This window comes from Methylobacterium sp. GXS13 (assembly GCF_001455965.1).
In the GTDB taxonomy this organism is placed as follows: domain Bacteria; phylum Pseudomonadota; class Alphaproteobacteria; order Rhizobiales; family Beijerinckiaceae; genus Methylobacterium.
Genome location: NZ_LKKO01000033.1, coordinates 52541 through 72872 on the forward strand (window position 1 = coordinate 52541; position 20332 = coordinate 72872).

The 20332-nt window shown below is 67.9% G+C and carries 16 protein-coding genes and 1 pseudogene; 12 read left to right on the forward strand and 5 right to left on the reverse strand.

Translation table 11 applies throughout. From position 1 onward, the window contains the following. Positions 1 to 394 precede the first annotated feature (394 nt). The gene (locus tag AO398_RS12380; protein ID WP_058192344.1) at positions 395 to 1129 is read right to left on the reverse strand and encodes a GntR family transcriptional regulator; all 735 of its coding nucleotides are present in this window, start codon (positions 1127 to 1129) and stop codon (positions 395 to 397) included. Between the two features lie 176 nt (positions 1130 to 1305). On the opposite strand from AO398_RS12380, the gene AO398_RS12385 reads away from it, so the two are divergent. From AO398_RS12385 to AO398_RS12420, 8 genes are read left to right on the forward strand one after another with little or no spacing between them, the layout of a single operon-like run. Beyond that, a complete protein-coding gene (locus AO398_RS12385; protein ID WP_058192358.1) occupies positions 1306 to 2046 on the forward strand; it encodes an aspartate/glutamate racemase family protein in 741 nt (246 codons plus the stop codon). Continuing rightward, positions 2043 to 3131, forward strand: a complete 1089-nt coding sequence (locus AO398_RS12390) for an ABC transporter ATP-binding protein (protein ID WP_058192345.1) — start codon at positions 2043 to 2045, stop codon at positions 3129 to 3131. The genes AO398_RS12385 and AO398_RS12390 overlap by 4 nt, the downstream gene beginning before the upstream one ends. Before the next feature lie 26 nt (positions 3132 to 3157). Continuing rightward, positions 3158 to 4201 (forward strand): ABC transporter substrate-binding protein, encoded by a 1044-nt coding sequence (locus tag AO398_RS12395; protein WP_007558328.1) that lies wholly within the window; start codon positions 3158 to 3160, stop codon positions 4199 to 4201. 17 nt (positions 4202 to 4218) lie between these two features. Then, positions 4219 to 5103, forward strand: coding sequence for an ABC transporter permease (locus AO398_RS12400; protein ID WP_058192359.1), 885 nt, complete (start codon positions 4219 to 4221; stop codon positions 5101 to 5103). 9 nt (positions 5104 to 5112) lie between these two features. After that, positions 5113 to 5931, forward strand: a complete 819-nt coding sequence (locus tag AO398_RS12405) for an ABC transporter permease (protein ID WP_058192346.1) — start codon at positions 5113 to 5115, stop codon at positions 5929 to 5931. 12 nt (positions 5932 to 5943) lie between these two features. Then, entirely contained in the window at positions 5944 to 6696 is a 753-nt protein-coding gene (locus tag AO398_RS12410; protein WP_058192347.1) for an aspartate/glutamate racemase family protein, read from the forward strand. After that, on the forward strand, positions 6693 to 8123 hold the full coding sequence (locus tag AO398_RS12415; RefSeq protein ID WP_058192348.1) for an amidase family protein: 1431 nt from the start codon (positions 6693 to 6695) through the stop codon (positions 8121 to 8123). Before AO398_RS12410 ends, AO398_RS12415 begins: the two co-directional genes overlap by 4 nt. Continuing rightward, positions 8120 to 8452: a hydroxyisourate hydrolase gene (locus tag AO398_RS12420; RefSeq protein ID WP_058192349.1), complete on the forward strand. Its 333-nt coding sequence runs from the start codon at positions 8120 to 8122 to the stop codon at positions 8450 to 8452. The genes AO398_RS12415 and AO398_RS12420 overlap by 4 nt, the downstream gene beginning before the upstream one ends. Positions 8453 to 8816: 364 nt before the next feature. Here the strand turns inward: AO398_RS12420 and AO398_RS12425 are convergent, their stop codons facing one another. Both AO398_RS12425 and AO398_RS12430 read right to left on the reverse strand, forming a co-directional pair. After that, on the reverse strand, positions 8817 to 13103 hold the full coding sequence (locus AO398_RS12425; protein WP_058192350.1) for a diguanylate cyclase: 4287 nt from the start codon (positions 13101 to 13103) through the stop codon (positions 8817 to 8819). Between the two features lie 460 nt (positions 13104 to 13563). Then, positions 13564 to 14022, reverse strand: a complete 459-nt coding sequence (locus AO398_RS12430; RefSeq protein WP_058192360.1) for a MucR family transcriptional regulator — start codon at positions 14020 to 14022, stop codon at positions 13564 to 13566. 451 nt (positions 14023 to 14473) lie between these two features. Between AO398_RS12430 and AO398_RS12435 the strand changes: the two genes are divergently transcribed. Next, positions 14474 to 15433: a helix-turn-helix domain-containing protein gene (locus AO398_RS12435; RefSeq protein ID WP_082643251.1), complete on the forward strand. Its 960-nt coding sequence runs from the start codon at positions 14474 to 14476 to the stop codon at positions 15431 to 15433. 427 nt (positions 15434 to 15860) lie between these two features. Then, positions 15861 to 18050 carry a PAS domain S-box protein gene (locus tag AO398_RS27495; RefSeq protein ID WP_244498746.1) on the forward strand — a complete coding sequence of 730 codons (2190 nt, stop codon included), beginning with the start codon at positions 15861 to 15863 and terminating at the stop codon, positions 18048 to 18050. A 120-nt stretch (positions 18051 to 18170) separates the two neighbouring features. Here the strand turns inward: AO398_RS27495 and AO398_RS29380 are convergent, their stop codons facing one another. Beyond that, positions 18171 to 18443, reverse strand: a complete 273-nt coding sequence (locus AO398_RS29380) for a helix-turn-helix domain-containing protein (RefSeq protein ID WP_244498747.1) — start codon at positions 18441 to 18443, stop codon at positions 18171 to 18173. A gap of 226 nt (positions 18444 to 18669) precedes the next feature. Between AO398_RS29380 and AO398_RS29385 the strand changes: the two genes are divergently transcribed. Together AO398_RS29385 and AO398_RS12450 are read left to right on the forward strand one after the other, a co-directional pair. Continuing rightward, positions 18670 to 18834 (forward strand): hypothetical protein, encoded by a 165-nt coding sequence (locus AO398_RS29385; RefSeq protein WP_244498748.1) that lies wholly within the window; start codon positions 18670 to 18672, stop codon positions 18832 to 18834. A gap of 461 nt (positions 18835 to 19295) precedes the next feature. Then, on the forward strand, positions 19296 to 20207 hold the full coding sequence (locus AO398_RS12450; protein WP_201025755.1) for an LLM class oxidoreductase: 912 nt from the start codon (positions 19296 to 19298) through the stop codon (positions 20205 to 20207). Positions 20208 to 20213: 6 nt separating this feature from the next. On the opposite strand, the pseudogene AO398_RS28305 reads toward AO398_RS12450, so the two are convergent. Further along, positions 20214 to 20332 (reverse strand): annotated as a pseudogene (locus tag AO398_RS28305) (IS5/IS1182 family transposase); the annotation flags it as partial.

Sequence of the window (20332 nt, forward strand, 5' to 3'; positions counted from 1 at the left end):
GATCTATCTCGGCGTGATCGTTGTGCGTTGATCCCAGCCCGGACCCACCGAGCGATCCAGCTCGCGGGCGCTTGCAGGAATGGGGCCGAACAACGGCGCTTAGATCAGGAGAAAGCGTATTCTGGTCATTCCAAGTGTTAAGGCGCGATCAAGCAAGCCTCACACAACGATCGGGCGTGCTGTGGGATAACATGAGGCGTCAACACGCTACCTTTACTGCGCCGGCATACGCCGCCCGCGCCATCCCCGACTTCTCTGGTCCTAACTGATCCTCTCTATCGGCCGGGTTCAAAGCCAGCCGGTCAGATCACCTGCGCGACGTCATCCAAGCTGTGCCGACCTCAGAAGTCGTGTGCGCTTGGCGCGATCCGATCCAGACCGCATGCGCTGCCGGTCACGTGCTTGCGGATGGGGCCTTCGCGCGCTGCGCTCTCAGGGTATCGGCGATGACGACACCGGTGCGCAGCACGTGCCGATAGGCAATGGCGCCCGCTTCCGTGGCATCGCGCGCGTCGAGAGCCGCGAACAGATCGCGGTGTTCCCGAGCCGATTCCGCCCAACGGCTGCCAGTCGAGAGCGCCCGCAGGCGTGCCCATTGGGCTCGGGCCTGGAGCGGCGCGTGGGCCTCGGCCAATGGCCGGTTGTGGGCGGCCGTCACGATCGTCCGGTGGATCTCTTGGTTGAGAGCGAAATAAGCGTCGAGCACCTTGTCCCGGTGCATGCAATCGAGCCGGGCCTGCTTCTCGCGCAGTTCGTCCAAGAGGGTGTCGGAGATCCGAATCGCTGCGAGTTCCGCGGTCAGCCGCTCGATGCCCGCCAATGCCTCGAACAGTTCGAGGACCTCTTCCGGCTCCCAGTCCGGAACGCGCGCGCTCCGGTTCTGATGCAGCTCGACCAGACCCTCTGCCGCCAGAAGCTTTAGGGCTTCCCGCAACGGCGTGCGGGAAACCCCAAGCGCGATCGAGAGGTCCTTCTCGACCAGGGGTGCGCCCGCCGGCAGCACGCCGCGGACGATCATGTCCTTGAGCCGGCTGGCTGCCCGCTCGTGTAGGCCGGTTCGCGGGAGCGGGGCGGCCGGGACAATCAGGGCCTTGCGGGGGCGGCCCCTGGGGCGTGCGACATCGTCCATCGGTTTTCCAACTCTACGCGACCGCTCTAGCGCATCCGAGCGTTGGGCCCGTGATCCATTTTTGGCGTCTTTGCGGTGCCGTAACAGGCATTTGCGCAAATTGCATGCAGCATGCAGAAAATACCTTGTTGGTCGGACGCGCCTGGATGATGCTCGCCGCATCGGAGACATATGCGATGGCGGAACCGAACGGGACGACGCGTCTGGGCATGCTCACGCCCTCGTCGAACAGCGTGCTGGAGCCGGCGACCGCGCATCTGCTCGCCGGCTGCGCGCAGGTCAGTGCGCATTTCTCACGCTTCCGGGTCACGCAGATCGGCCTGTCGCAGGCGGCCCTGGGGCAGTTCGACCCTGAGCCGATCCTGATGGCGGCCGAACTGCTCGCCGATGCCCGCGTGGCGGCGATCCTTTGGAACGGCACCTCCGGCGCGTGGCTGGGCTTCGACGCGGACGAGCGCCTGCGCGACGCGATCGAGGACCGGACCGGTTGCCCCGCCTCGCCCGCCGCGCTCGCCTTCCGCGATCTGTTCCGCGCTCGGGGCTATCGCCGGATCGGTCTCGTGACGCCCTATACGGGCGACGTCCAGCGGCAGATCCAGGCGAATTGGGAGGCGGCCGGCCTCGACTGCGCCGCCGAGCGCCATTGCGGCCTGTCAGAGAACTTCGCCTTCGCCACGGTCGGCCCGGAGGCGATCGCCCAGATGGTCCGCGCGGTGGCGGCCGAGGGCGTCGATGCGGTGGCGATCGTCTGCACCAACCTCGCGGGCGCGGCGCTTGCCCCGGCTTTGGAGGCCGAACTCGGCGTGCCGGTCCTCGACTCGGTCGCCGTCACCCTCTGGAAGGGCCTGGACCTCGCCGGCTGCACCCATGCGGATCTCGCCGCGCGGGGCCGCGTGTTCGCGGAGGCCCGGCCGTGAGCGCCGCGGCCGGAGGCGAGACCTCCCTGATCCTCGACGGGATCACCCAGCGCTACGGTACGGCGCTCGCCGTCGACACCGTGACCCTCGACATCAAGGGCGGCGAACTCGTCGCCCTGCTCGGCCCCTCCGGCTGCGGCAAGACCACCCTGCTGCGGGCGGTGGCCGGCTTCCTGAAACCCACGGAGGGGCGCGTCATCATCGGGGGGCAGGCGGTCGATCACCTGCCGCCGAACCGGCGCACCGTCGGCATCGTGTTCCAGAACTACGCCCTGTTCCCCCACATGAGCGTGGCCGAGAACGTCGCCTACGGGCTCGCCGCCCGGGGCGTCGGTCGTGCCGAGCAGAAGGCGCGCGTGGCCGAGATGTTGGCCCTCGTGCGCCTGGAGCATCTGGCCGAGCGCTACCCGCGGGCGATGTCGGGCGGTCAGCAGCAGCGCGTGGCGCTCGCCCGGGCGCTCGCGGTGCGGCCCTCGATCCTGCTCCTCGATGAGCCCTTCGCGGCCCTCGACAAGAATCTGCGCCTCGACATGCAGATCGAGATCAAGCGCATCCAGCGCAGCGCCGGCACCACCACGCTGATCGTCACGCACGACCAGGAGGAGGCCCTGTCGATGGCCGACCGGGTCGCGGTGCTCAATGCCGGCCGCCTGGAGCAGTTCGCCCCGCCGACCGACATCTACGACCGCCCCGAGACGCTGTTCGTCAATACCTTCGTGGGCACGGCCAACGTCCTGCACGGTCAGCTCGCGACCGGCCCGGATGGCGGCCGCGCGGTGGCGCTCGCCGGCGGCGGTCTTCTCCCCACCGTCACCGCCCTGCCGGACGGGACGCGCGTAGCCGCCTGCCTGCGGCCCGAGCACGTCGCCTTCGAAACGGATGGGGAGGGACTCGACGGCGTCGTCGAGATCGGCCTGCCGCTCGGCGCCACGCTGGTCCACGAGATCCGCCTGGACGGCGGCGCACGCCTGAAGACTGCCGAGGCCCGTGCGGCGGGCGCCGGCCCGCGATCGCCCGGCGCGCGCGTGCGCTTGCACCCGACCGAGCCGGAGCGGGTCGGCGTCTTCCCCGACCCCCGCCACTGAAGCCGAGCCGCCCGGAGATTCCGACCATGATCCTGCACCGCCGCAGCCTCCTCGCCGGCGCCTTAACTCTCGGCGCGACGCAAGCCTTCCCCGGCCTGTCCCACGCGCAGGCCCGCAAGCTCGTCTTCGCGACCTTCACGGGCAGCTGGGAAGAGGCCCACCGGGCGGTGCTGGTCCCGGCCTTCCGTAAGAGCACGGTCGGCGACATCATCCTCGATCCGATGCTCTCGGTCGATCAGATCGCCAAGGTCCAGGCGGCCCGCACCAACCCGCCGATCGACGTGATGCTGCACGATCCCGGTCCCGCACTCACGGCGATCGCCCAGGACCTCGTCGAGCCCTATCCGGTGGCCCAGTCCGCCCACTATGCCGACCTGATCGCGGATGCGCAGGAGCCGATGGGCCCGGCCCCGTTTTTCCAGATCGTTGGGCTGACCTACAATCCTGAGAAGGTGAAGACGCCGCCGACCTCCTGGGCCGATCTGTGGAAACCCGAATACAAGGGCCGGGTCGGCATCACCAACCTGAACTCGACGCTCGGCACCGGCTTCCTCGTGGAGATCGCCCGGATGCACGGGGGCTCGGAGACCAATGTCGAGCCAGGCTTCAAGGCGCTGGAAGCGCTCAAACCCAACCTCGCCGCCGTCGCCGCCAATCCCGGTGCCCTGGCGGCGCTGTACCAGCAGGAGCAGGTCGATATCGGGCCTGGCAATTTCAACGCGATCCAGATCCTGAAAGCCCGCGGCGTGCCGGTGGAGTTCGCCGCGCCGAAGGAGGGCATCATCGCCTTCAAGACGACGATCCACATCGTCAAGAACACCCCCGTGAAGGATCTGGCCTTCAGGCTGATCGAGGCCGCCCTCTCGCCGGAGGTTCAGGCCAAGCTGATGCAGAGCCCCTATCTGATCGTCCCGACCAACCGGAAGGTGGCGATGGACGGCGAGGTCGCGAAGGTTCTGGCCAAGGACGCCGAAGATCTGAAGCGCAAGGCGGTGTTCCAGGATTGGGCCGCGATCAACCACAGCCGCGCAGCCTGGATCGAGCGCTTCAATCGGGAGATCCGGGTGTGACCGCGGTCTTCGCGCCGATGCCGCCTGACCCGGTCGCGGCGCCGGGCCGCCCGGGCCGTCCCTGGATCGCGGCCTACGACATCCGCCTCGCGCTGCCGCTCGGGGCGTTCTTCCTCGTTTTCTTCCTGGCGCCGTTGGCGCTCTTGGTGCTGGTAAGCTTCTACGCCGATCCAGTCATGACCCGCTTCGGCCTCGACCAATACGCCCGGTTCCTGCTCGACCCGTTCTCCCTGCAGGTGCTCGGCGCGACCCTGTGGCTCGGCGTCGAGGTCACGGCGCTCACGCTGCTGCTCGGCCTGCCGCTGGCACTGCTCCTCACCTGGGCGCCCGCCCGGCTGCGCGGCCTGCTGACTTTGATCGTGCTGCTGCCGCTGCTTACGAGCGTGGTGGTGCGGACCTTCGCGTGGATCGTGATCCTCGGGCGTCAGGGCATCGTCAACGCGAGCCTCCTGGCCCTCGGGCTGACCGACGCGCCGCTGAAGCTGCTCTACACCGAGGGCGGCCTCGTCCTTGCGCTGGCGCAGGTGCAGATGCCCCTGATGGTCCTACCGCTGGTGACTGCCCTGTCACGGATCGACCCGAACCTCGCCGACGCCTCGGCGGCTCTCGGGGCGGGGGCGTGGCGCACCTTCCTCCGGGTGACGCTCCCGCTCTGCCTGCCCGGCATCGTGGCCGGCTGCCTGCTCACCTTCGCGGCGGCGATCACCGCCTTCATCACCCAGTCGCTGATCGGCGGCGGGCAGATGCTGTTCATGCCGATGTACCTGTACCAGCAGGCCTCGTCGCTCAACAATTGGCCGTTCGCGGCGGCGATCGCGATCGTCTTCCTCGTGGCGGTGCTGGCCTGCGTGACCGTCTTCAACCTCGTGGGCCGCCTGTCGCGCGGCTACGCGCAAGCCTGAGGGCCGCTGATGAGGACGAGCATGCGGCGCGACTTCGACTGGTTCAGTTTCCACGCTGCCGTGCTGCTGCTCGCCGGGCTCTGCCTCGTCCTGCTCGCGGCGCCGACCGTGATCGTCGTGGTGGTCTCGTTCACCAGCGGCTTCTCCCTGCGCTTCCCGCCGCCCGGCTACTCCCTGCGCTGGTACGCAGCGCTCACGGAGGCGGAGCAGCTTCGGGCCGCCGCCTGGAACAGCCTCGTGGTGGCGGGGTGGACGACCCTGCTGTCGGTGGTGCTGGGCACCGCCGCCGCGCTTGCCATCGCCCGGTCGCCGCGGCTCTCAGCGCGGCTCCTCGACAGCCTGTTCCTGTCGCCGCTCGTCCTGCCGGCCCTGGCCTTCGGGCTCGCCGCGCTGATGCTGTTCAGCCTCGCCGGCATCCCGGTCTCGAAGTTGACCCTCGTCCTCGGCCACACCGTGGTCTGCGTGCCCTTCGTGGTCCGCACCACCGTGGCGGCCCTGTCACAGATGGACCCGGTGCTGCTCGAGAGCTCGACCTCTCTGGGCGCGTCACGCCTGTACACGTTCCGCCGGGTGACCCTTCCGCTGATCCGGCCCGGCATCCTCGCCGGCGGCTTCATCGCCTTCATGGCGAGCTTCGACAACGTCCCGGTCTCGCTGTTCCTGCGCGACGCGGCCACCGACATGCTGCCGATCCGGATGTGGCAAGATCTGGAGGGGCGCCTCGACGTCACGGTGGCGGCGGCTTCCAGCCTGCTGATCCTGGTCACCGTGGTGCTGGCGGTCGTTATGGAACGGGCCGCCGGCCTGTCCCGCCGGTTGGCCGGCTAAGGACGACCACCCATGCGGATCCTGCTCCTCAACCCCAACACCTCGGCGGCCATGACTGCCCGCATGGCCCAGGCGGCCGAGGCGGCCCTCGCCCCCGACGTCCAGATCACCGCGCTCACCGCGGCGACAGGCTTGCCCTACATCGCCAGCCGGGCCGAGGCGCAGCTCGCCGGCGCGGCCGTGCTGGAGACGCTGGCCGCGCATCACGCCGGCCACGACGCGGCGGTGATCGCTGCCTACGGCGATCCCGGGCTGATCGCGGCGCGCGAGTTGTTCGACCTGCCGGTGGTCGGCATAGCCGAGGCCGCGATGCTGACCGCCTGCCAGCTCGGGGCGCGGTTCGCGATCGTGACGTTCTCGCCCGCGCTGCTGCCCTGGTACGAGGATGCCGTGGCGCTGGCCGGTCTGTCGGCGCGCTGCGTCGGCCTCTATGCGGTGCGCCGGCCGTTCCAGGTCGTGACCGCGGTTCAGGACGAACTGCGTCCGGAGATCCTCGCGCTGGCCGAGCGCGCGGTCGCGGACGGGGCCGATGCGGTGATCCTGGCGGGAGCGCCGCTGGCCGGTCTGGCCACCGTCCTGCGCCGGGCGGTGCCGGTTCCGCTGATCGATCCGCTGGCGGCTGCTCTGGGCCAGGCACAGGCGCTGGTGCGGCTCGGGACACGCCCGCCCACGGCCGGGCGCTTCGCCCGCCCGCCCGCGAAACCCGCCACAGGCCTGACGGGTCCGCTCGCTCGGTGGATTGCGCATCGCGAGGGAGAGGCATGACCCGGACCGAACGGATGGTCGATAGCGGCCCGCTCTGGACCCTCTCGGCGGCCGCCCTGTGCCGCCGGTACGCGGACGGCACGGCGAGCCCCGTCGCGGCCGCTCGGTCCTGCCTAGAGCGCGCCGAGGCCGTGAACCCGACCCTCAACGCCCTCGTCGCCATCGATTCCGATGGAGCGGAACGCGCCGCCATGGCGAGCGAGGCGCGCTGGCGAGCGGGCACACCGCTGGGCCCTCTCGACGGCGTGCCGGTGACCATCAAGGACAGCCTGAACGTCGACGGCTTCGCGACGCGCTGGGGCAGCCGGCTCTCTGGGGAGCACAGGGTCGACCAGGACGAGACTCCGGTGCGCCGCCTGCGCGCGGCTGGGGCGGTGATCCTCGCCAAGACCAACGTCCCAGAGCTGACCGTCCAGGGTTACACCGGCAACCCAGTCTTCGGCGTCACCCGCAACCCGTGGGATCCGGCGCTGACGCCGGGGGGCTCCAGTGGCGGCGCCGTCGCGGCGGTGGCTGCCGGGATCGGGCCGCTGGCGCTCGGGACGGATGCGGGCGGCTCGATCCGCCGGCCCGCCTCCTATACCGGCCTCGTCGGCTTGAAACCCACCACCGGCCGGGTGCCGCGCCGGGGTGGCCTGCCGCCGATCATGCTCGACCTCGAAGTGGTCGGACCGATGGCCCGCACAGTCGACGACCTCACGGCGGCGATGCGGATCCTCGGGGCGGCCGATCCGGATTCCGTCGCGCCGAACGGCTTCGGCCCGTTCGGGACCGCTGCGGTGCCGGAGCGCCCGTTGCGAATCCTCTACGTCCCGGCCTTCGGGACCGCCCCGGTCGATCCCGAGATCGCCGACAGCGTCGCCGAGGCGGCCGGGCGCCTGGCCGGCCTGGGGCACCGGGTCGAGACCGGCCGTTTCGACGCGGCGACAGCCATCACGGAGGCATGGCCAATTCTCGGCCAAGCCGGCACCGCCTGGCTGATGCGCGCGCATCCGGGCCGGAGCGACGCGCTGGGTCCCGACATCCGCGCCCTGGCCGAGGCCGGCGCGAACCTGTCGGCGGGCGACCTGTTCGACGTGCAGCGGATGGCGCTGGCCCTGCGCCAGGACCTCGCCGCGCTGTTCGCGGGCCACGACCTTATGATGACTCCCACGGCCGCCGCGCTGCCCTGGCCGGCGCAGGAGACCCACCCGGACCGCATCGCCGGCGTGCCCGTAGGTCCCCGGGGTTCGGCGACCTTCACGGGCTTCGTCAACGCCGCGGGCTGCCCCGGGATCTCCATCCCGTGCCGCCCCTCCGGCGCGGGGCTGCCGATCGGATTTCAGCTCGTGGCGCCCTGGGGCGGTGACGAGACCCTCGTCGCGGTGGCCGCCGCCTACGAAGCGGCCCAACCCTGGTCGATGCTCTGGGCGGGCACCGAACCATGACGGGCCTGTCCATCCACGCCGTCGATGCCGCAACCGGTCGAGCGGCCGAAGGTCTGCGCGTGCGCGTTCTGACCGTGGGCGCGCGCGGTGCGGTGATCGCGGAGGGCGAGATCGGGGCCGATGGCACGCTCGCGCATCCAATCGTGCGAACGCGGCTCGCCGCCGGTCTCTACGAGGTCGCGTTCGACATCGGGGATTTCATCGGGGAGGCTGGCGGCGATTTCCTGGATATGGCGTCGATCCGCTTCCGGATCACCAATCCCGCCAGTCATTGCCATTTGCCCCTGAAGTTCACCGCGTTCGGCATAGCCTTGTTCCGCGGCTGCTGAAGCAACACAAGCAACACGCGTGGGACTGGCCTTGGACACCGGGACGGCTCGCCCCGCGCCGCACAAAATATGCGCACCGATAAACTGGTTTCGAAAAGGACGTCGACGGACATCTCCGCGGAACCCGGTGTGGATGCGGTGTGTCCGCTTCAGCCTCTTCGCCACTCCAAACCGGACCAGCGGCTTTCGGCCAGACTACGCCATGCCGGATCGCCGACCCGCGCAAAACCGGCCGTTCGGCTTGGCGCCCAATGCTGCCGTAACAGGCAGGTCATCCCGTCCCGAAGAGCGGACAGGCTGGAACTCACCCTCAGCGGTCCTTCACACTGCGATGCGGAGAGGTTCTGGCAACGGAGATGAGCCCTCAAGCTGAGCGTGCCGGGACCTTCCGACCGACGAAAGCGTCGGGGTCCCAGGTCTTCAGCAACCACGGCACGCGCGCGCCGGCTATCGGCTTGGCATAGAGGTAGCCCTGCGCGTCGTCGCAGCCCATCGCCGCAAGGTGCTGCGCCTGCTCCACTGTCTCGACGCCTTCCGCCGTGACTTTCATCCCGAGGTTCTGGCCGAGGTCGGCCGCGGCCGCGACGATCGCCGCGTTGTCCGGGTCCCGGTCCAGATCGCGCACGAAGCTCTGGTCCACCTTGATGTGGTCGACGGGGAACTGCTTCAGGTGCGTGAGCGAGGCGAAGCCGGTCCCGAAATCATCGAGCGCGATGCTCATGCCGCTGGCGTGCAGGCGCGCCAGCGTCGCGGGCACGGTCTCCGCCCCCGCACCGAGGAACACCGTCTCGGTGACCTCGACCTCGAACTGCGTGGCAGGGACCCCGAAGCGGCTCAGGACATCGAGGATCATGCCGGCCAGATCGGGCTTGCGGAACTCGGCCGCGGCGAAGTTCACCGCCACGCGCCCGAAGTCGATGCCGCGCGCGTTCCAGACGCGCATGTCGGCCGCCGCCGTTTCGAGAATCCTGTCGCCGATCGCGGTGGACAGCTCCGGATCCTCGAAGGCCGAACCGAAATAGCCCGGCGTCAGTAGCCCCCTCTCTGGGTGCCGCCAGCGGGCCAGCGCCTCGAAGCCGACGATCCGGCCCGTCGTGAGGCAGACCTTCGGCTGGTAATACGGCACGATCTGCCCGGCCGCGAGGGCGGCGCGCACCTCCGCGGCGATCCTCAGCCGGCGCAGGGCGTCTACCCGCATCGCGGCCGAGAACACGATGACGCGGTCTCGGCCCCGCGCCTTGGCCTGGGACAGCGCGATGTCGGCATCCTTGAGAAGCTCGCGCAGGTCGGTGTGGTGATCCGGGCAGGCCGCCACGCCGATGCTGGCCTTGCAGGTCAGCGTCTGGTCCCGGATCTGCAACGGCTGGCGCAGGCGCTCGATCAGCGCTTCCGCATGCTGGACGGCGTTGAGCAGGCGCAGCGGGTCGACGAGAATGAGGGCGAACTCGTCGCCCGTGAGCCTTGCGAGCGTATCGCAGGGCCGTAGACCCTCCCGCAGACGATCGGCGACCTCGCAGATCACGGCATCGCCGACGTCGTGGCCGAGGGTGTCGTTCACGTCCCTGAGATGATCGAGGTCGATCAGAAGCAGGCTCACACAGGTGCCGTCCTGCTCGGCCGCCGCGAGCGCCGCCTCCGCGCGCCCACGGAACAGTTGCCGGTTCGGCAGACCCGTCAGCGCATCGAGGTTGGCCGTCTGCCACAGCTTCTCCTGCGCCAGCTTGCGGTCCGTGATGTCGAATGTGATCCCCACGATCCGATCCGCATCGACCCGCTCGACCGACGAACACAGCCATTGCATGCGTCCGGCGGGTGAGACGTACCGGAACTCACGCTCCTCGCGCGCGCCGCAGGTTCGAATGAAGTCCGCCATCTGCGCGCGATCGTCCGGGTGTACGAGATCCAGGAACTCCGATCGCAATTCCGCCGCCAGGCCGAGGACGTGGGGGGCATTCTCGGTTTGGGTGACCCGACCCGTCTTGAGGTTGCGCTCCCACGCCACCATCCGGCCGGCGCGCAGGGCGAGACGCAGGCGCTCCTCGCTGGTGCGCAGCGCGGCGATCGCCCGCCGCTGCTCGGTCACGTCGCGCACCGCACCGACCATGCGGACGGGCCGCCCCCGCGTGTCGCGGACGACGAAGGCCTGGTCGATCACCTCCTTGTAGCCCCCGGCACCGCTGCGGTAGCGGTACTCGGCCTGCCACCGATCGTCCGTGCCGTCGACGGAAGCGGCGAAGCTGGCGGTCACGCGCGCGCGGTCCTCGGGATGGATCCGAGCCGCCCAGCGCGACCACGACGGCTTGCTCTCATCATCCGTGTAGGTGCGCACCTCGCCGGTCGCCTTGATCCAGGCGACGTCATCCGACGCCACGTCCCAGTCCCAGATGCCGTCCTGCGTGGCGCGCACCGCCAGGCGATACCGCTCCTCCTGAATCCGGATGGTCTCGGCGGCCTCGTGACGCTCGTGGATGTCGGTGATCGTGCCGACCCACTCCCGGACCCGACCCGTCTCATCCTTCAGCGGCACGGTCCGTCCCAGAACCCACCGGTACCGGTCCTGTGCATGGCGGACCCGGTAGGTGGCACTGCCCGCCTGCCCGGTCGCCATGGTCGCCTGCCAGATTGCGGTGATCGTCTCCCGGTCCTCCGGGTGCACAACCGTCAGCCAGCCATCGCCGAGATAGGCGTCCGTGGCCTGACCCGTGTATGACGCCCAGCCGCGGATCTCGATGATGCTGCCGGCGGCGTCCGCGCGCCAGACCATGGTGCCGGTGGCCTCGATCAGGGCTTGATAGCGCCGCACCGTCGTTTGTAGATCGGCATCCAGCGCGACCTGTTCGGTGATGTCGCGGGACACGGCCAGAATGCGCTCGGGGCCGTGTCGGCCGCCCGCGAGCGGGCTGAGATTGACCGCCCACCATTTCGGCTGCCCCGAAGGCGTCGGGCAGAAGCCGCGGAAGCTGGCGCTGTGCCCGGCCCTTGCGTTCGCGAGCGCGGCCTGAGCCGTTTCGTGATCGACCCCGTGCCAGAACGCGAGCCAGGATCGGCCGAGGAGCGGCTGGATGTCGCCGATCTCCATCAAGGCTTGACCGCCGGCGCTCATGAACAGGAGGTCGCCCTTCGGATCGACGAGGGTCACACAGTCCGTGCTGCTCTGGAGAAGGCCGCGGAAGAGCGCGTCGAACACACCATGCTCGGACTGATCCGGGCGTGCGAGGTCCGTCGTCGGATCGAGAGCTTTCTCTTCCGCGGGGCTGGCAGGCCCAGACTCATCGGTCCCGTAGAGGTGATAGCCGCCCCGCCCGGCGGCCTTGGCGCGATAGAGCGCCTGATCCGCGAGCCAAAACAGGCGGTCGGGGTCGAGCCCATCGTCCGGCGCGCGCGCGATCCCGATGCTGAGGCCGATGCGCGCCGGATAGCCGCCAAGATCGACCGGCGCTGCGACCGCCGCGAGAAGCCGCTCGGCCAGTGCGCCCGCTTCCTCGACGCCGCCCTTCCCGGCCTGGATGATGACGAACTCGTCGCCCCCAAGGCGTGCCACCATATCCTTGGCGCGCACGACGTCTTTCAGCCGCTGCGCCACCGCGCACAGCACGCTGTCGCCGGCCTGGTGGCCGAGGGTGTCGTTGATCGGCTTGAACTGATCCAGGTCGAGGCAGAACAGCGCGAAGCCGCCGCCCCGCTGGGTCCGCGTGATCTCCCGCGCAAGCCGCTCGCGGAAGAGGAGCCGGTTCGGGAGGCCCGTGAGCGGATCGTGACGCGCCATATGCGCCACCTGCCGCTCTGCCTCCTTGCGCTGAGAGATGTCTCGAATCACGGCGACGTAGCCGTCCGACGCCCCCGTCGCCGGGTCGGTAGTCAGATTGAACGAGACTTCGACCCAGACCCACGCACCATCCTTGCGGCGGTACCGTTGCTGGCTGACGGCTTGTTTGAGCGTGCCGCGTGCCACCTGTTTGAGCAGGCGCGCGAAGGCTCTGGCGTCCTGCGGATGGACGGAGTCGATCGGCTTCGTGCCGACGAGTTCCTTGGGCTCGAAGCCGAGCAGCCGTTTTGCCGCGGGCGACACGTAGCGGCGCGTCCCATCGAGGTCACAGCGGACGATCACATCGGTCGTGTTGTCCGCCAGCAGTCTGTACAGGGCTGCGCTCTCATGAGCCTCGCGCTGGGCCCGGCTCATGCGCAGCAAGGTGACGGCGATCTGCGCCAAGCTCCGAAGCTGGTTCTGCTGATCGAGCGAGAAGGTGCGTGGCACCCGGTCAACGATGCACAAGGCGCCGAGGTGGATACCTGGGGCGAGCACGAGCGGCGCGCCGGCATAGAAGCGGATATGCGGTTCGCCCGTGACGAGCCGATTTGCGGCAAACCGCTCATCACGCGTGGCGTCCTCGACCACCATCACCGCGTCGGACAGGATGGTATAGGTACACAAGGAAACGTCACGCGGGGTGCCGCCCACGTCCAGGCCGCATCGACCCTTGAACCGCTGCTCGTTCTCGCCGATGAGGCTGACGAGGGCGATCGGAACGCCGAACAGCGCCTGCGCAGTCTGACAGAGCGCGTCGAACTGCGGCTCGGCGGGAGAGCCGAACACGTCGAGATCACGCAAAGCTTCCAGACGCCTGACCTCGTTCGGATGAACCGGATACATGTGTGTTCCACTGGGGTCCGCTGGCACCCCCGGGTGCCCCGCCTGGCTCAACCCGAGGACCGAGCCATGAAAGCACATTTTAATTATTTGATCTTTTTCAATGATTAATATCAGTATCTATCAGGTAAAATTCGCGTGCTCCCGAAATCAATATCCAATCGCAATCGGGACTAGAGCGCGGATTTATTGCTATATCCCGAAGGAATAGGTTTCCAAGCCCTCCGCAGGCGGCTCCAATCGAGCAAGATTGTCAGTCTGTTACCCCGCAACGCTGATCGTGACGCGCGCGCGTTTCCACAAGGCGGTTCGGATAAACTTGGCGGCAGTGCCGACGGTAATCAGCGTGCCTCTAGCACCCGCTGATATCCGGACGATCCGGGCCGGGTGCCAAAATCGCCAGCCTCGCCCAGAGATGCGGTTCCGCTGGCAAACACTGACAGCGGCTTCAAAACGCCCATCGTCACCGGTCGCCGCGCCTCTCAGCCTTGCGTTGATCGCCTTGCGCGCGCGGCTGACCGAGGCTGATCGCTTTGGCAATCTCGGAGCGCTGCTTCGTGTAGCCCGGGGCGGCCATCGGGTAGTTGGCCGGCAAGCCATAGCGCTCGCGGTAGCTGCGTGGATCAAGACCTTGGCCCGTCAGGTGCCGCTTCAGCGTCCTGTAAGCCTTGCCGTTGATGAAACTGATCAGCGCATCCGGCGTGACGGATTTGCGGATCTGCTCAGGGGTCGCTTTGCGATCGATTTCGATCGATGTGTCCGCTGCAGTTCCGTTCACAAGTCCACTGACCGTCGCATGAACACGGCCAATCAAGCCTGGGAGCTCAGACATTGGAACAGGATTGTTCGAGACATAGGCCGAGACGATGGTGCCGGACAAACCGATCGAACTGAGGGGACGCCCTCCACTGATCTCTATCATACGCTCCATCTCCTGGATCGGTCAGCGGGTGATATTTCGCCTTCAAGAACAACAGCGGAATTACGGTCCGCCTATCTCTCGCAAGGCGCGAATTTGATTGCGGCCGCAGCCAATGCTGCTCAATGCGCACTGGTTTCCAGGCCCCGTTTTGGTGAGAAGCTCTTAGATTGCGATTGTATTCGAGCGCGATGCCTTGTGAGCGACCATGTCACAGATCACACACGGCCACTCGGCGCGGGAGCGGCTGAGCTCGACATGTCCTGTCACGCCTGCCCCTGGAGGAGGGGACCGTCGCATGGGGCGAAAAAAGATCGGCGCATGCGATTTTTTAACCCTGATCTGGCGGAGCGGTGTGTCTTCAGTCTAGTGACAGACAATAAATCACGACGGTGCGGCCTCGAATCGGCCGAGTCAGCGCTCATCGTCGGCTATTTGAGCAGGCGAGGGCTGTGTGAAAACCGTTTTCTCGACAGAGCACGTCCACCCGCGTGATCGGTTCGATTTCTGGCACGACGTTGCCCGCAAGGACGTCGTCGATCACGCCTCCACACCGCGATGCCGGAATACATTTCGCGCTCAGCTTCGCTCCGGGGCGGTCGGCGCCATCGGACTCGTGTCGTTCCAAAACTCCGAAATGTCGGTTGCGCACACACGGCATCACATCGCGCAGGCGAACACCGACGAATTGTTCGTCTGTCGGCAATTCGGGGGGCAGATCGCTCTCGAGCAAGACGGCCGCCAAGTCGTGCTCGAGCCGGGGGACATCACGCTGGTTGACCCAAGCTTGCAATACCAGGGACGGTTTTCCGAAGCGTCGGACGTGCTCGTCTTGAAGGTTCCCCGGCAGTTGATGGAGGCTAGGCTCGGGCAGACTCGGGAGATGACAGCGCGAGCGATCAAGCCCTGCACGGCCGAGACCGGTCTGCTCTCGGCAAGCCTTGCGATGCTGCCGTTCCACACACCGGAGGCGGGCTCGACCGCGGAAGCGCTCTTGGAGCCGCACCTGCTTGATCTGATCACCCTCTCTGTCGGTCAGGCGATGGGGCAGGACGGGTTGCGCACATCGTCGTCCCGCTCACTCGTCCGCGTGCGGCTGCGGGCCGTGATCGAAGCACGCTTGGCTGACCGAACGCTCGACGCCGGCACGGTCGCGAGCGTGGCCGGGGTCAGCGTGCGATACGCCAACGCGGTGCTGGCCGACGAGAGCACGTCGATCGCGCAGCTCGTCCAGGCGAGGCGCTTGGCCCGTTGCCGGCGGGCGCTGGAAGACCCCATGCAGAGAGGCCGGACGGTGAGCGAGATCGCCTATGGCTGGGGGTTTTCGGACATGACCCATTTCGGCCGCCGGTTCAAAGCCGCCTATGGCGTCTTGCCCAGTGAGCATCGTCGTCACGCGGGGCGGAGCGGCTGAACGACGGCCGCGAGCTTTGTAGGGCGCTTCCCCTCGTCAGCGGGACTGTTCGCAGCCCGCGTGCAACGCTCGGTGTCCGATCCCGCCGGGATCGTCGAGACCCAGACCGAGACCACCTTCAGCGTCACCAGCAGGCTGGCCGGTTGCCGAACCGCTAAGCAGGTGGGACCGCCACCTCCATGTACCGCCTCTTTGCGATATCCCACATCTGCTCACCCTCGATCCAGAGGGTATCAAGCATTCGTAGATTTCTTGATGTCGGAGATGTATTGAAGTTTTCTATGGCGGATGGCTACCAAAGGGGCCCTCTGGACTCTCCGCGGCTCTCATGACCGGTACGTCGCCATCGGTGAAGAAGGTCGAGGCGAGGGTGTGCCAAGATAGGGCTCCGCTAGGCGACAACGAGCCCGCTCCGCGCCCGGCGGCTATGGATGGCGCACGGGACCGCTCTGACACAGCGGTGGTGCCGTCACTCGGTACCCTGTTCGCAGCGGTCGTTCGGCAGGCTCGGGTGTTCATCGGCATCGCCGACACACATCTCAGACCCGTCTTTCTGAACGCGGCCGGACGCAGGATGGTCGGACTTCAACCTGACGACGACGTCTCGGCCATTCCCATCCCAGACTTCTTTCACCCAACAGACCAAGCCGTCATCCGCGATGTCGCATTGCCGACGCTGTTGCGCGATGGCCGATGGGAGGGTGAGTTGCGCTTCCGCAATTTCGGAGGCGGTGCCGGGACGACGGTCCGGTGGCGCGCCTTCATGCTCTACGATGAGGAGGGAGACCTCATCGGCGCCGCGACGATCGGTACGGACATCTCGGCTCACAAAGGCGCGGAGGCGCGGCTGCGCGCGAGCGAGATCCGGCTCCAGGCCGCCATCGACCTCGTTGACCTTTCAACCTATTCCTGGGATCCGCACACCGGCACGCTGGATTGGGGCGCGTGCCTGAAGGCGCTGTGGGGCCTTCCCCCTGACGCGCCCGTCGACGAACGGGTCTGGCTCTCCGCCATTCACCCCGACGACCGCCCGCGCGTCGAGGCGGCGGTCGCGCGCTGCAAAGACCCGACGGGCGACGGCGTCTACCACATCAAGTACCGCGTTATCGGCATCCACGACGGCATCGAGCGCTGGGTCTCGACGCACGGTCGCACCAGCTTCGAGGACGGTCGGCCCATATCGTTCGTCGGCGTCGTGGTGGAGATCACCGGGCAGATGCGCGCCGAGGCGGCCCTGCGCGAGAGCGAGCATCGTCTCGCCGCGACGCTGGCCCAGTTGCCGATCGGGGTCGGCCTGGTTGACCCGGACGGCAGCATCGCGCTGGCGAACCGGGCGCTCGGACGCTACGCGCTCGAACGGATCCCCTCCGTGGAGACGGGGGCGAGCGAGCGCTGGCGGGCCTACGCACCGGATGGGCGGCGGCTGAACCCCGCGGAGTACCCGGGGGGCCGAAGTCTACGGGGCGAAACCGTCGTCCCGGGCATCGACTTCATCTTCACCGAGCTGAATGGCACCGAGTGCTGGACGCGCGTGAGCGCCGCCCCGTTCCACACTGTCGACGATGCGATCAGCGGCGCCATCGTGGTGGTGCAGGATGTCGATCGAGAGAAGCGTGCCGAGACCGCCCTGCGCGCTAGCGAGGAGCGCTTCCGTCGCTTCGCCGAGCATTCGGCGAACGTGCTCTGGGTCGCGGACCTGGACAGCGGGCGACTCGATTATCTGAGCCCGGCCTTTGTGCAGGTCTGGGGCATGCCCGCCGAAGATATGCCGGACATCACGCATTGGCTCGCCAGCGTCCATCCGGAGGACCGCGACGGCGCAGCGCGGGCGCTGGAACGGGTCAGCGGTGGCGAAACCCTGGTTCTCGAGTACCGTATCGTGCGCGCCGCGGACCGGGCCGTGCGCTGCATCCGGGATACCTTCTTCCCGATCCCCGCGATCGACGGGCGCATCCGGTCTGCGGGCGGGATCGCCCAGGATGTCACCAGCGACGCCGGCCAGCAGGCCTACGTGATCGCGGCTGGAGACAAGGCCCGGCGCCGCCTCGTCAGCGCCCTGCAGGCCGCGGATTGCGAGGTGCAGGCTTTTGCAAGCGGCCAAGCGTTCCTCAAGGTGATGGGCTCGCTGATGCCGGGCTGCGTCGTGCTTGATCTCGCCGACGCTGACGACCTAGTGGTTGCCCGAGAGCTGAAATCCGCGCGCGCGCACCTGCCCGTGGTTGCGGTCGGCGCGAGTGGGGGCGACGTCGGCTTCGGGGTACACGTCATGAAGGCGGGTGCTGTCGACTTTCTCGAAGAGCCCTGGCTACCGGAGACGCTGGTATTCGCCGTGAGGACGGCGTTGGCCGAGATCCACGACGCGGAGAAGCGGACGCGCGTATGCGACGAGGGCCGGGATCGGATCGCAGCCCTTACGGCACGGGAGCGCGACGTGCTGGAGGGCTTGCTCGCGGGCGGTACCAACAAGACCATCGCCCGGACCCTTGGCCTGAGCCCGCGCACGGTGGAGATCCATCGCGCCCGGGTCATGGAAGCGCTGGGCGCCCGCACCCTGCCCGAGGCGGTCCTCGTCGCCACTGCTGCCGGCGTGCGTCCCGCGGTTCCGCCTGGCGCCTAGGCCGCTGCCGAGTCCCGCGCGGAAACCGGACCTCTATGCGCCGCAAGGGATAACCAGCCTGCGCTAAAGGTACCTAGCCTCGAACTCCGCGAGTCGAGACAGCCGCCGCGACGCGAGGATTCACAGGCGGTGTTTCTGCAGCGCGATCAGCCCGTCGCGCCGGAGAGCTTGCAGCAGGCGGTTCACATGCACGCTCGACAGCCCGAGCGCGTCCGCGAGATCCGCCTGCGTCAGCGGCAGGTCGTACTGGCCGTCCGTGGCTTGGCCGATCGATCCCAGACGATCCAGTCGTTCGCACAGGAGATGCGCCGTGCGTTCGAGGCCCGAGCGAATGCCGATACGGAGCATCCATTCGCGGGCCGTCGCCTCTTCGGCGAGCTTCGCACGCTGCAAGGCGTGCGCGATACGGGGATGTCGGCCAAGCAGGTCGAGGTAGACCGCACGCGGGACCTTGGCGACCCGGCAGGGGGTGAGGGCCTCGATCGCGTGGTCGAGCGGGTAGCCATGGACGGCACCGCGGTCGCAGAGATCCCCCCGGGACTAGATAGGCAAGGATCTGGCGGCGGCCGGACAGGCGGCGCTTTTAGCGGCCGGCGAGCCTGGCGAAGACGATGAGCGCATGGTCGGCCACGCCATCCTGCTCCACGAGAACGGCCTACCGCTCGACCGAGCGGACATAGCCGATCAGGCCTTCAAGTGCTGCGCGATCCTGCTCCGTCAGCGAGGCAAGGCCATCGAGCTTCCGGGCCAGGGCGCAGACGGCGCTGCTCTCCGTCCGCGCTGAAGCCAAATCTCGCGGAACGCGTGCGGCCCTGGAGACGCGGGCATCCCCCACGATGATCGGGACAAGTATCTCCATCGGCTTCCCTCCTGGATGGCTGCCCATTCTCCCGTCACCGCGGGGTGAGCACATCCGGCCGGTCCCTTAGGGGGCCTCCGATCCGCTCCCTCGACATCCCTGTTCCGCGAAGTCGTCGCAGGGGCAAGCCGCGCGATGTACAGGGTCCGTTGTGCACGAAAGATCGGCCGGCCCACCCGCTTCCTCCTGCGTGACCGCCGCGTCTTCCTTCCGGCCATTCGTTCCAGCGCGACCGCAAGCGCCTGGATCCAGCTGATTTGCGTCAGGGCCTAACGGCTTTGAACGTGATTGCTGAATAGGGCGAGGCGACGGCGGACCTCCGGAGGTTTCTCATGCTTCAGCCCCACAGCGCAGCACGCCCGAGCGGCACGTCCGGGTTTCAGCGCATGTTCGCCCCGGGCCACCTGACGGTCGGCGTCTTCTTCCCCATCGAGGCATTCCAGCGCGACCAGCCGAGCATGCACGATCAGGAGCGTCTGGCGGTTCGGGCGGAAGAACTCGGCTATGCAGCGCTCTGGAGCCGCGACGTCCCCTTGCGGGATCCGAATTTCGGAGACGTCGGGCAGGTCTATGACCCATGGGTCTGGCTCGGCTGGATCGCCGCGCAGACACGCGAGATTGCCTTGGCGACCGGGTCGATCGTCCTCCCTTTGCGCCACCCAATCCATACCGCCAAGGCCGCCGCGTCCATAGACCGGCTGTCCGGCGGTCGCTTCGTCATGGGGGTGGCCTCGGGTGACCGGCCGATCGAATTTCCCGCCTTCGGCGTGCCCCTGGACGAGCGCGACGTTCTGTTTCGCGAGAACTTCGTCGTCATCCGGACGATCCTCGAAGAGGCGTTCCCCACTCTGCACTCGCGCTTCGGAGAGATGCTCGGCACCGTCGACCTCGTGCCGAAGCCGATCGGACGGCTGCCCATCCTGGTCACCGGATCGAGCCGGCAGAGTCCGGAATGGATCGCCGAACACGCGGACGGGTGGATCACCTACCCACGCTCGCTCGAGCGCCAAGCCGAGCTTGCGGCCCGGTGGCGGGCCACCACGGCAGGTGTGGCGCCGGGCACGTTCAAGCCCTTCGCCCAATCCCTCTACGTCGATCTTCACGCCGATCCGGATCACCCGCCGCAACCCATTCATCTCGGGTTCCGCGGCGGTCGCAAGTTCCTGCTCGACTTTCTGGTCGCGCTCCGCTCAATCGGCGTCCACCACGTCATCCTGAACCTCAAGTACGGCGCTCGCAGCGCCGGCGAAGTCCTTGAAGAGATCGGCCTAGATGTGTTGCCGCAGCTGAAGGCCTAGAGGCTGTTATGAACCTGTGGCGAGTTGAGCGGCCTTTTTGAGCATGAGGCAGACGAAAGCGACGAGGTGCAGGTCTGCCAGGGTGCTTGCATAGCGCTCGTAATCTTTGACGAGCCTGCGAAAGC

Coding starts and splice junctions, on each gene's coding strand:
- AO398_RS12380 (WP_058192344.1), bottom strand. CDS start 1,129: ATGGACGATGTCGCACGCCCCAGGGGCCGCCCCCGCAAGGCCCTGATT.
- AO398_RS12425 (WP_058192350.1), bottom strand. CDS start 13,103: ATGTATCCGGTTCATCCGAACGAGGTCAGGCGTCTGGAAGCTTTGCGT.
- AO398_RS29385 (WP_244498748.1), top strand. CDS start 18,670: ATGGTCGGCCACGCCATCCTGCTCCACGAGAACGGCCTACCGCTCGAC.
- AO398_RS27495 (WP_244498746.1), top strand. CDS start 15,861: ATGGATGGCGCACGGGACCGCTCTGACACAGCGGTGGTGCCGTCACTC.
- AO398_RS12395 (WP_007558328.1), top strand. CDS start 3,158: ATGATCCTGCACCGCCGCAGCCTCCTCGCCGGCGCCTTAACTCTCGGC.
- AO398_RS12410 (WP_058192347.1), top strand. CDS start 5,944: ATGCGGATCCTGCTCCTCAACCCCAACACCTCGGCGGCCATGACTGCC.
- AO398_RS12385 (WP_058192358.1), top strand. CDS start 1,306: ATGGCGGAACCGAACGGGACGACGCGTCTGGGCATGCTCACGCCCTCG.
- AO398_RS12450 (WP_201025755.1), top strand. CDS start 19,296: ATGTTCGCCCCGGGCCACCTGACGGTCGGCGTCTTCTTCCCCATCGAG.
- AO398_RS12415 (WP_058192348.1), top strand. CDS start 6,693: ATGACCCGGACCGAACGGATGGTCGATAGCGGCCCGCTCTGGACCCTC.
- AO398_RS12420 (WP_058192349.1), top strand. CDS start 8,120: ATGACGGGCCTGTCCATCCACGCCGTCGATGCCGCAACCGGTCGAGCG.
- AO398_RS12405 (WP_058192346.1), top strand. CDS start 5,113: ATGAGGACGAGCATGCGGCGCGACTTCGACTGGTTCAGTTTCCACGCT.
- AO398_RS12400 (WP_058192359.1), top strand. CDS start 4,219: ATGCCGCCTGACCCGGTCGCGGCGCCGGGCCGCCCGGGCCGTCCCTGG.
- AO398_RS12430 (WP_058192360.1), bottom strand. CDS start 14,022: ATGATAGAGATCAGTGGAGGGCGTCCCCTCAGTTCGATCGGTTTGTCC.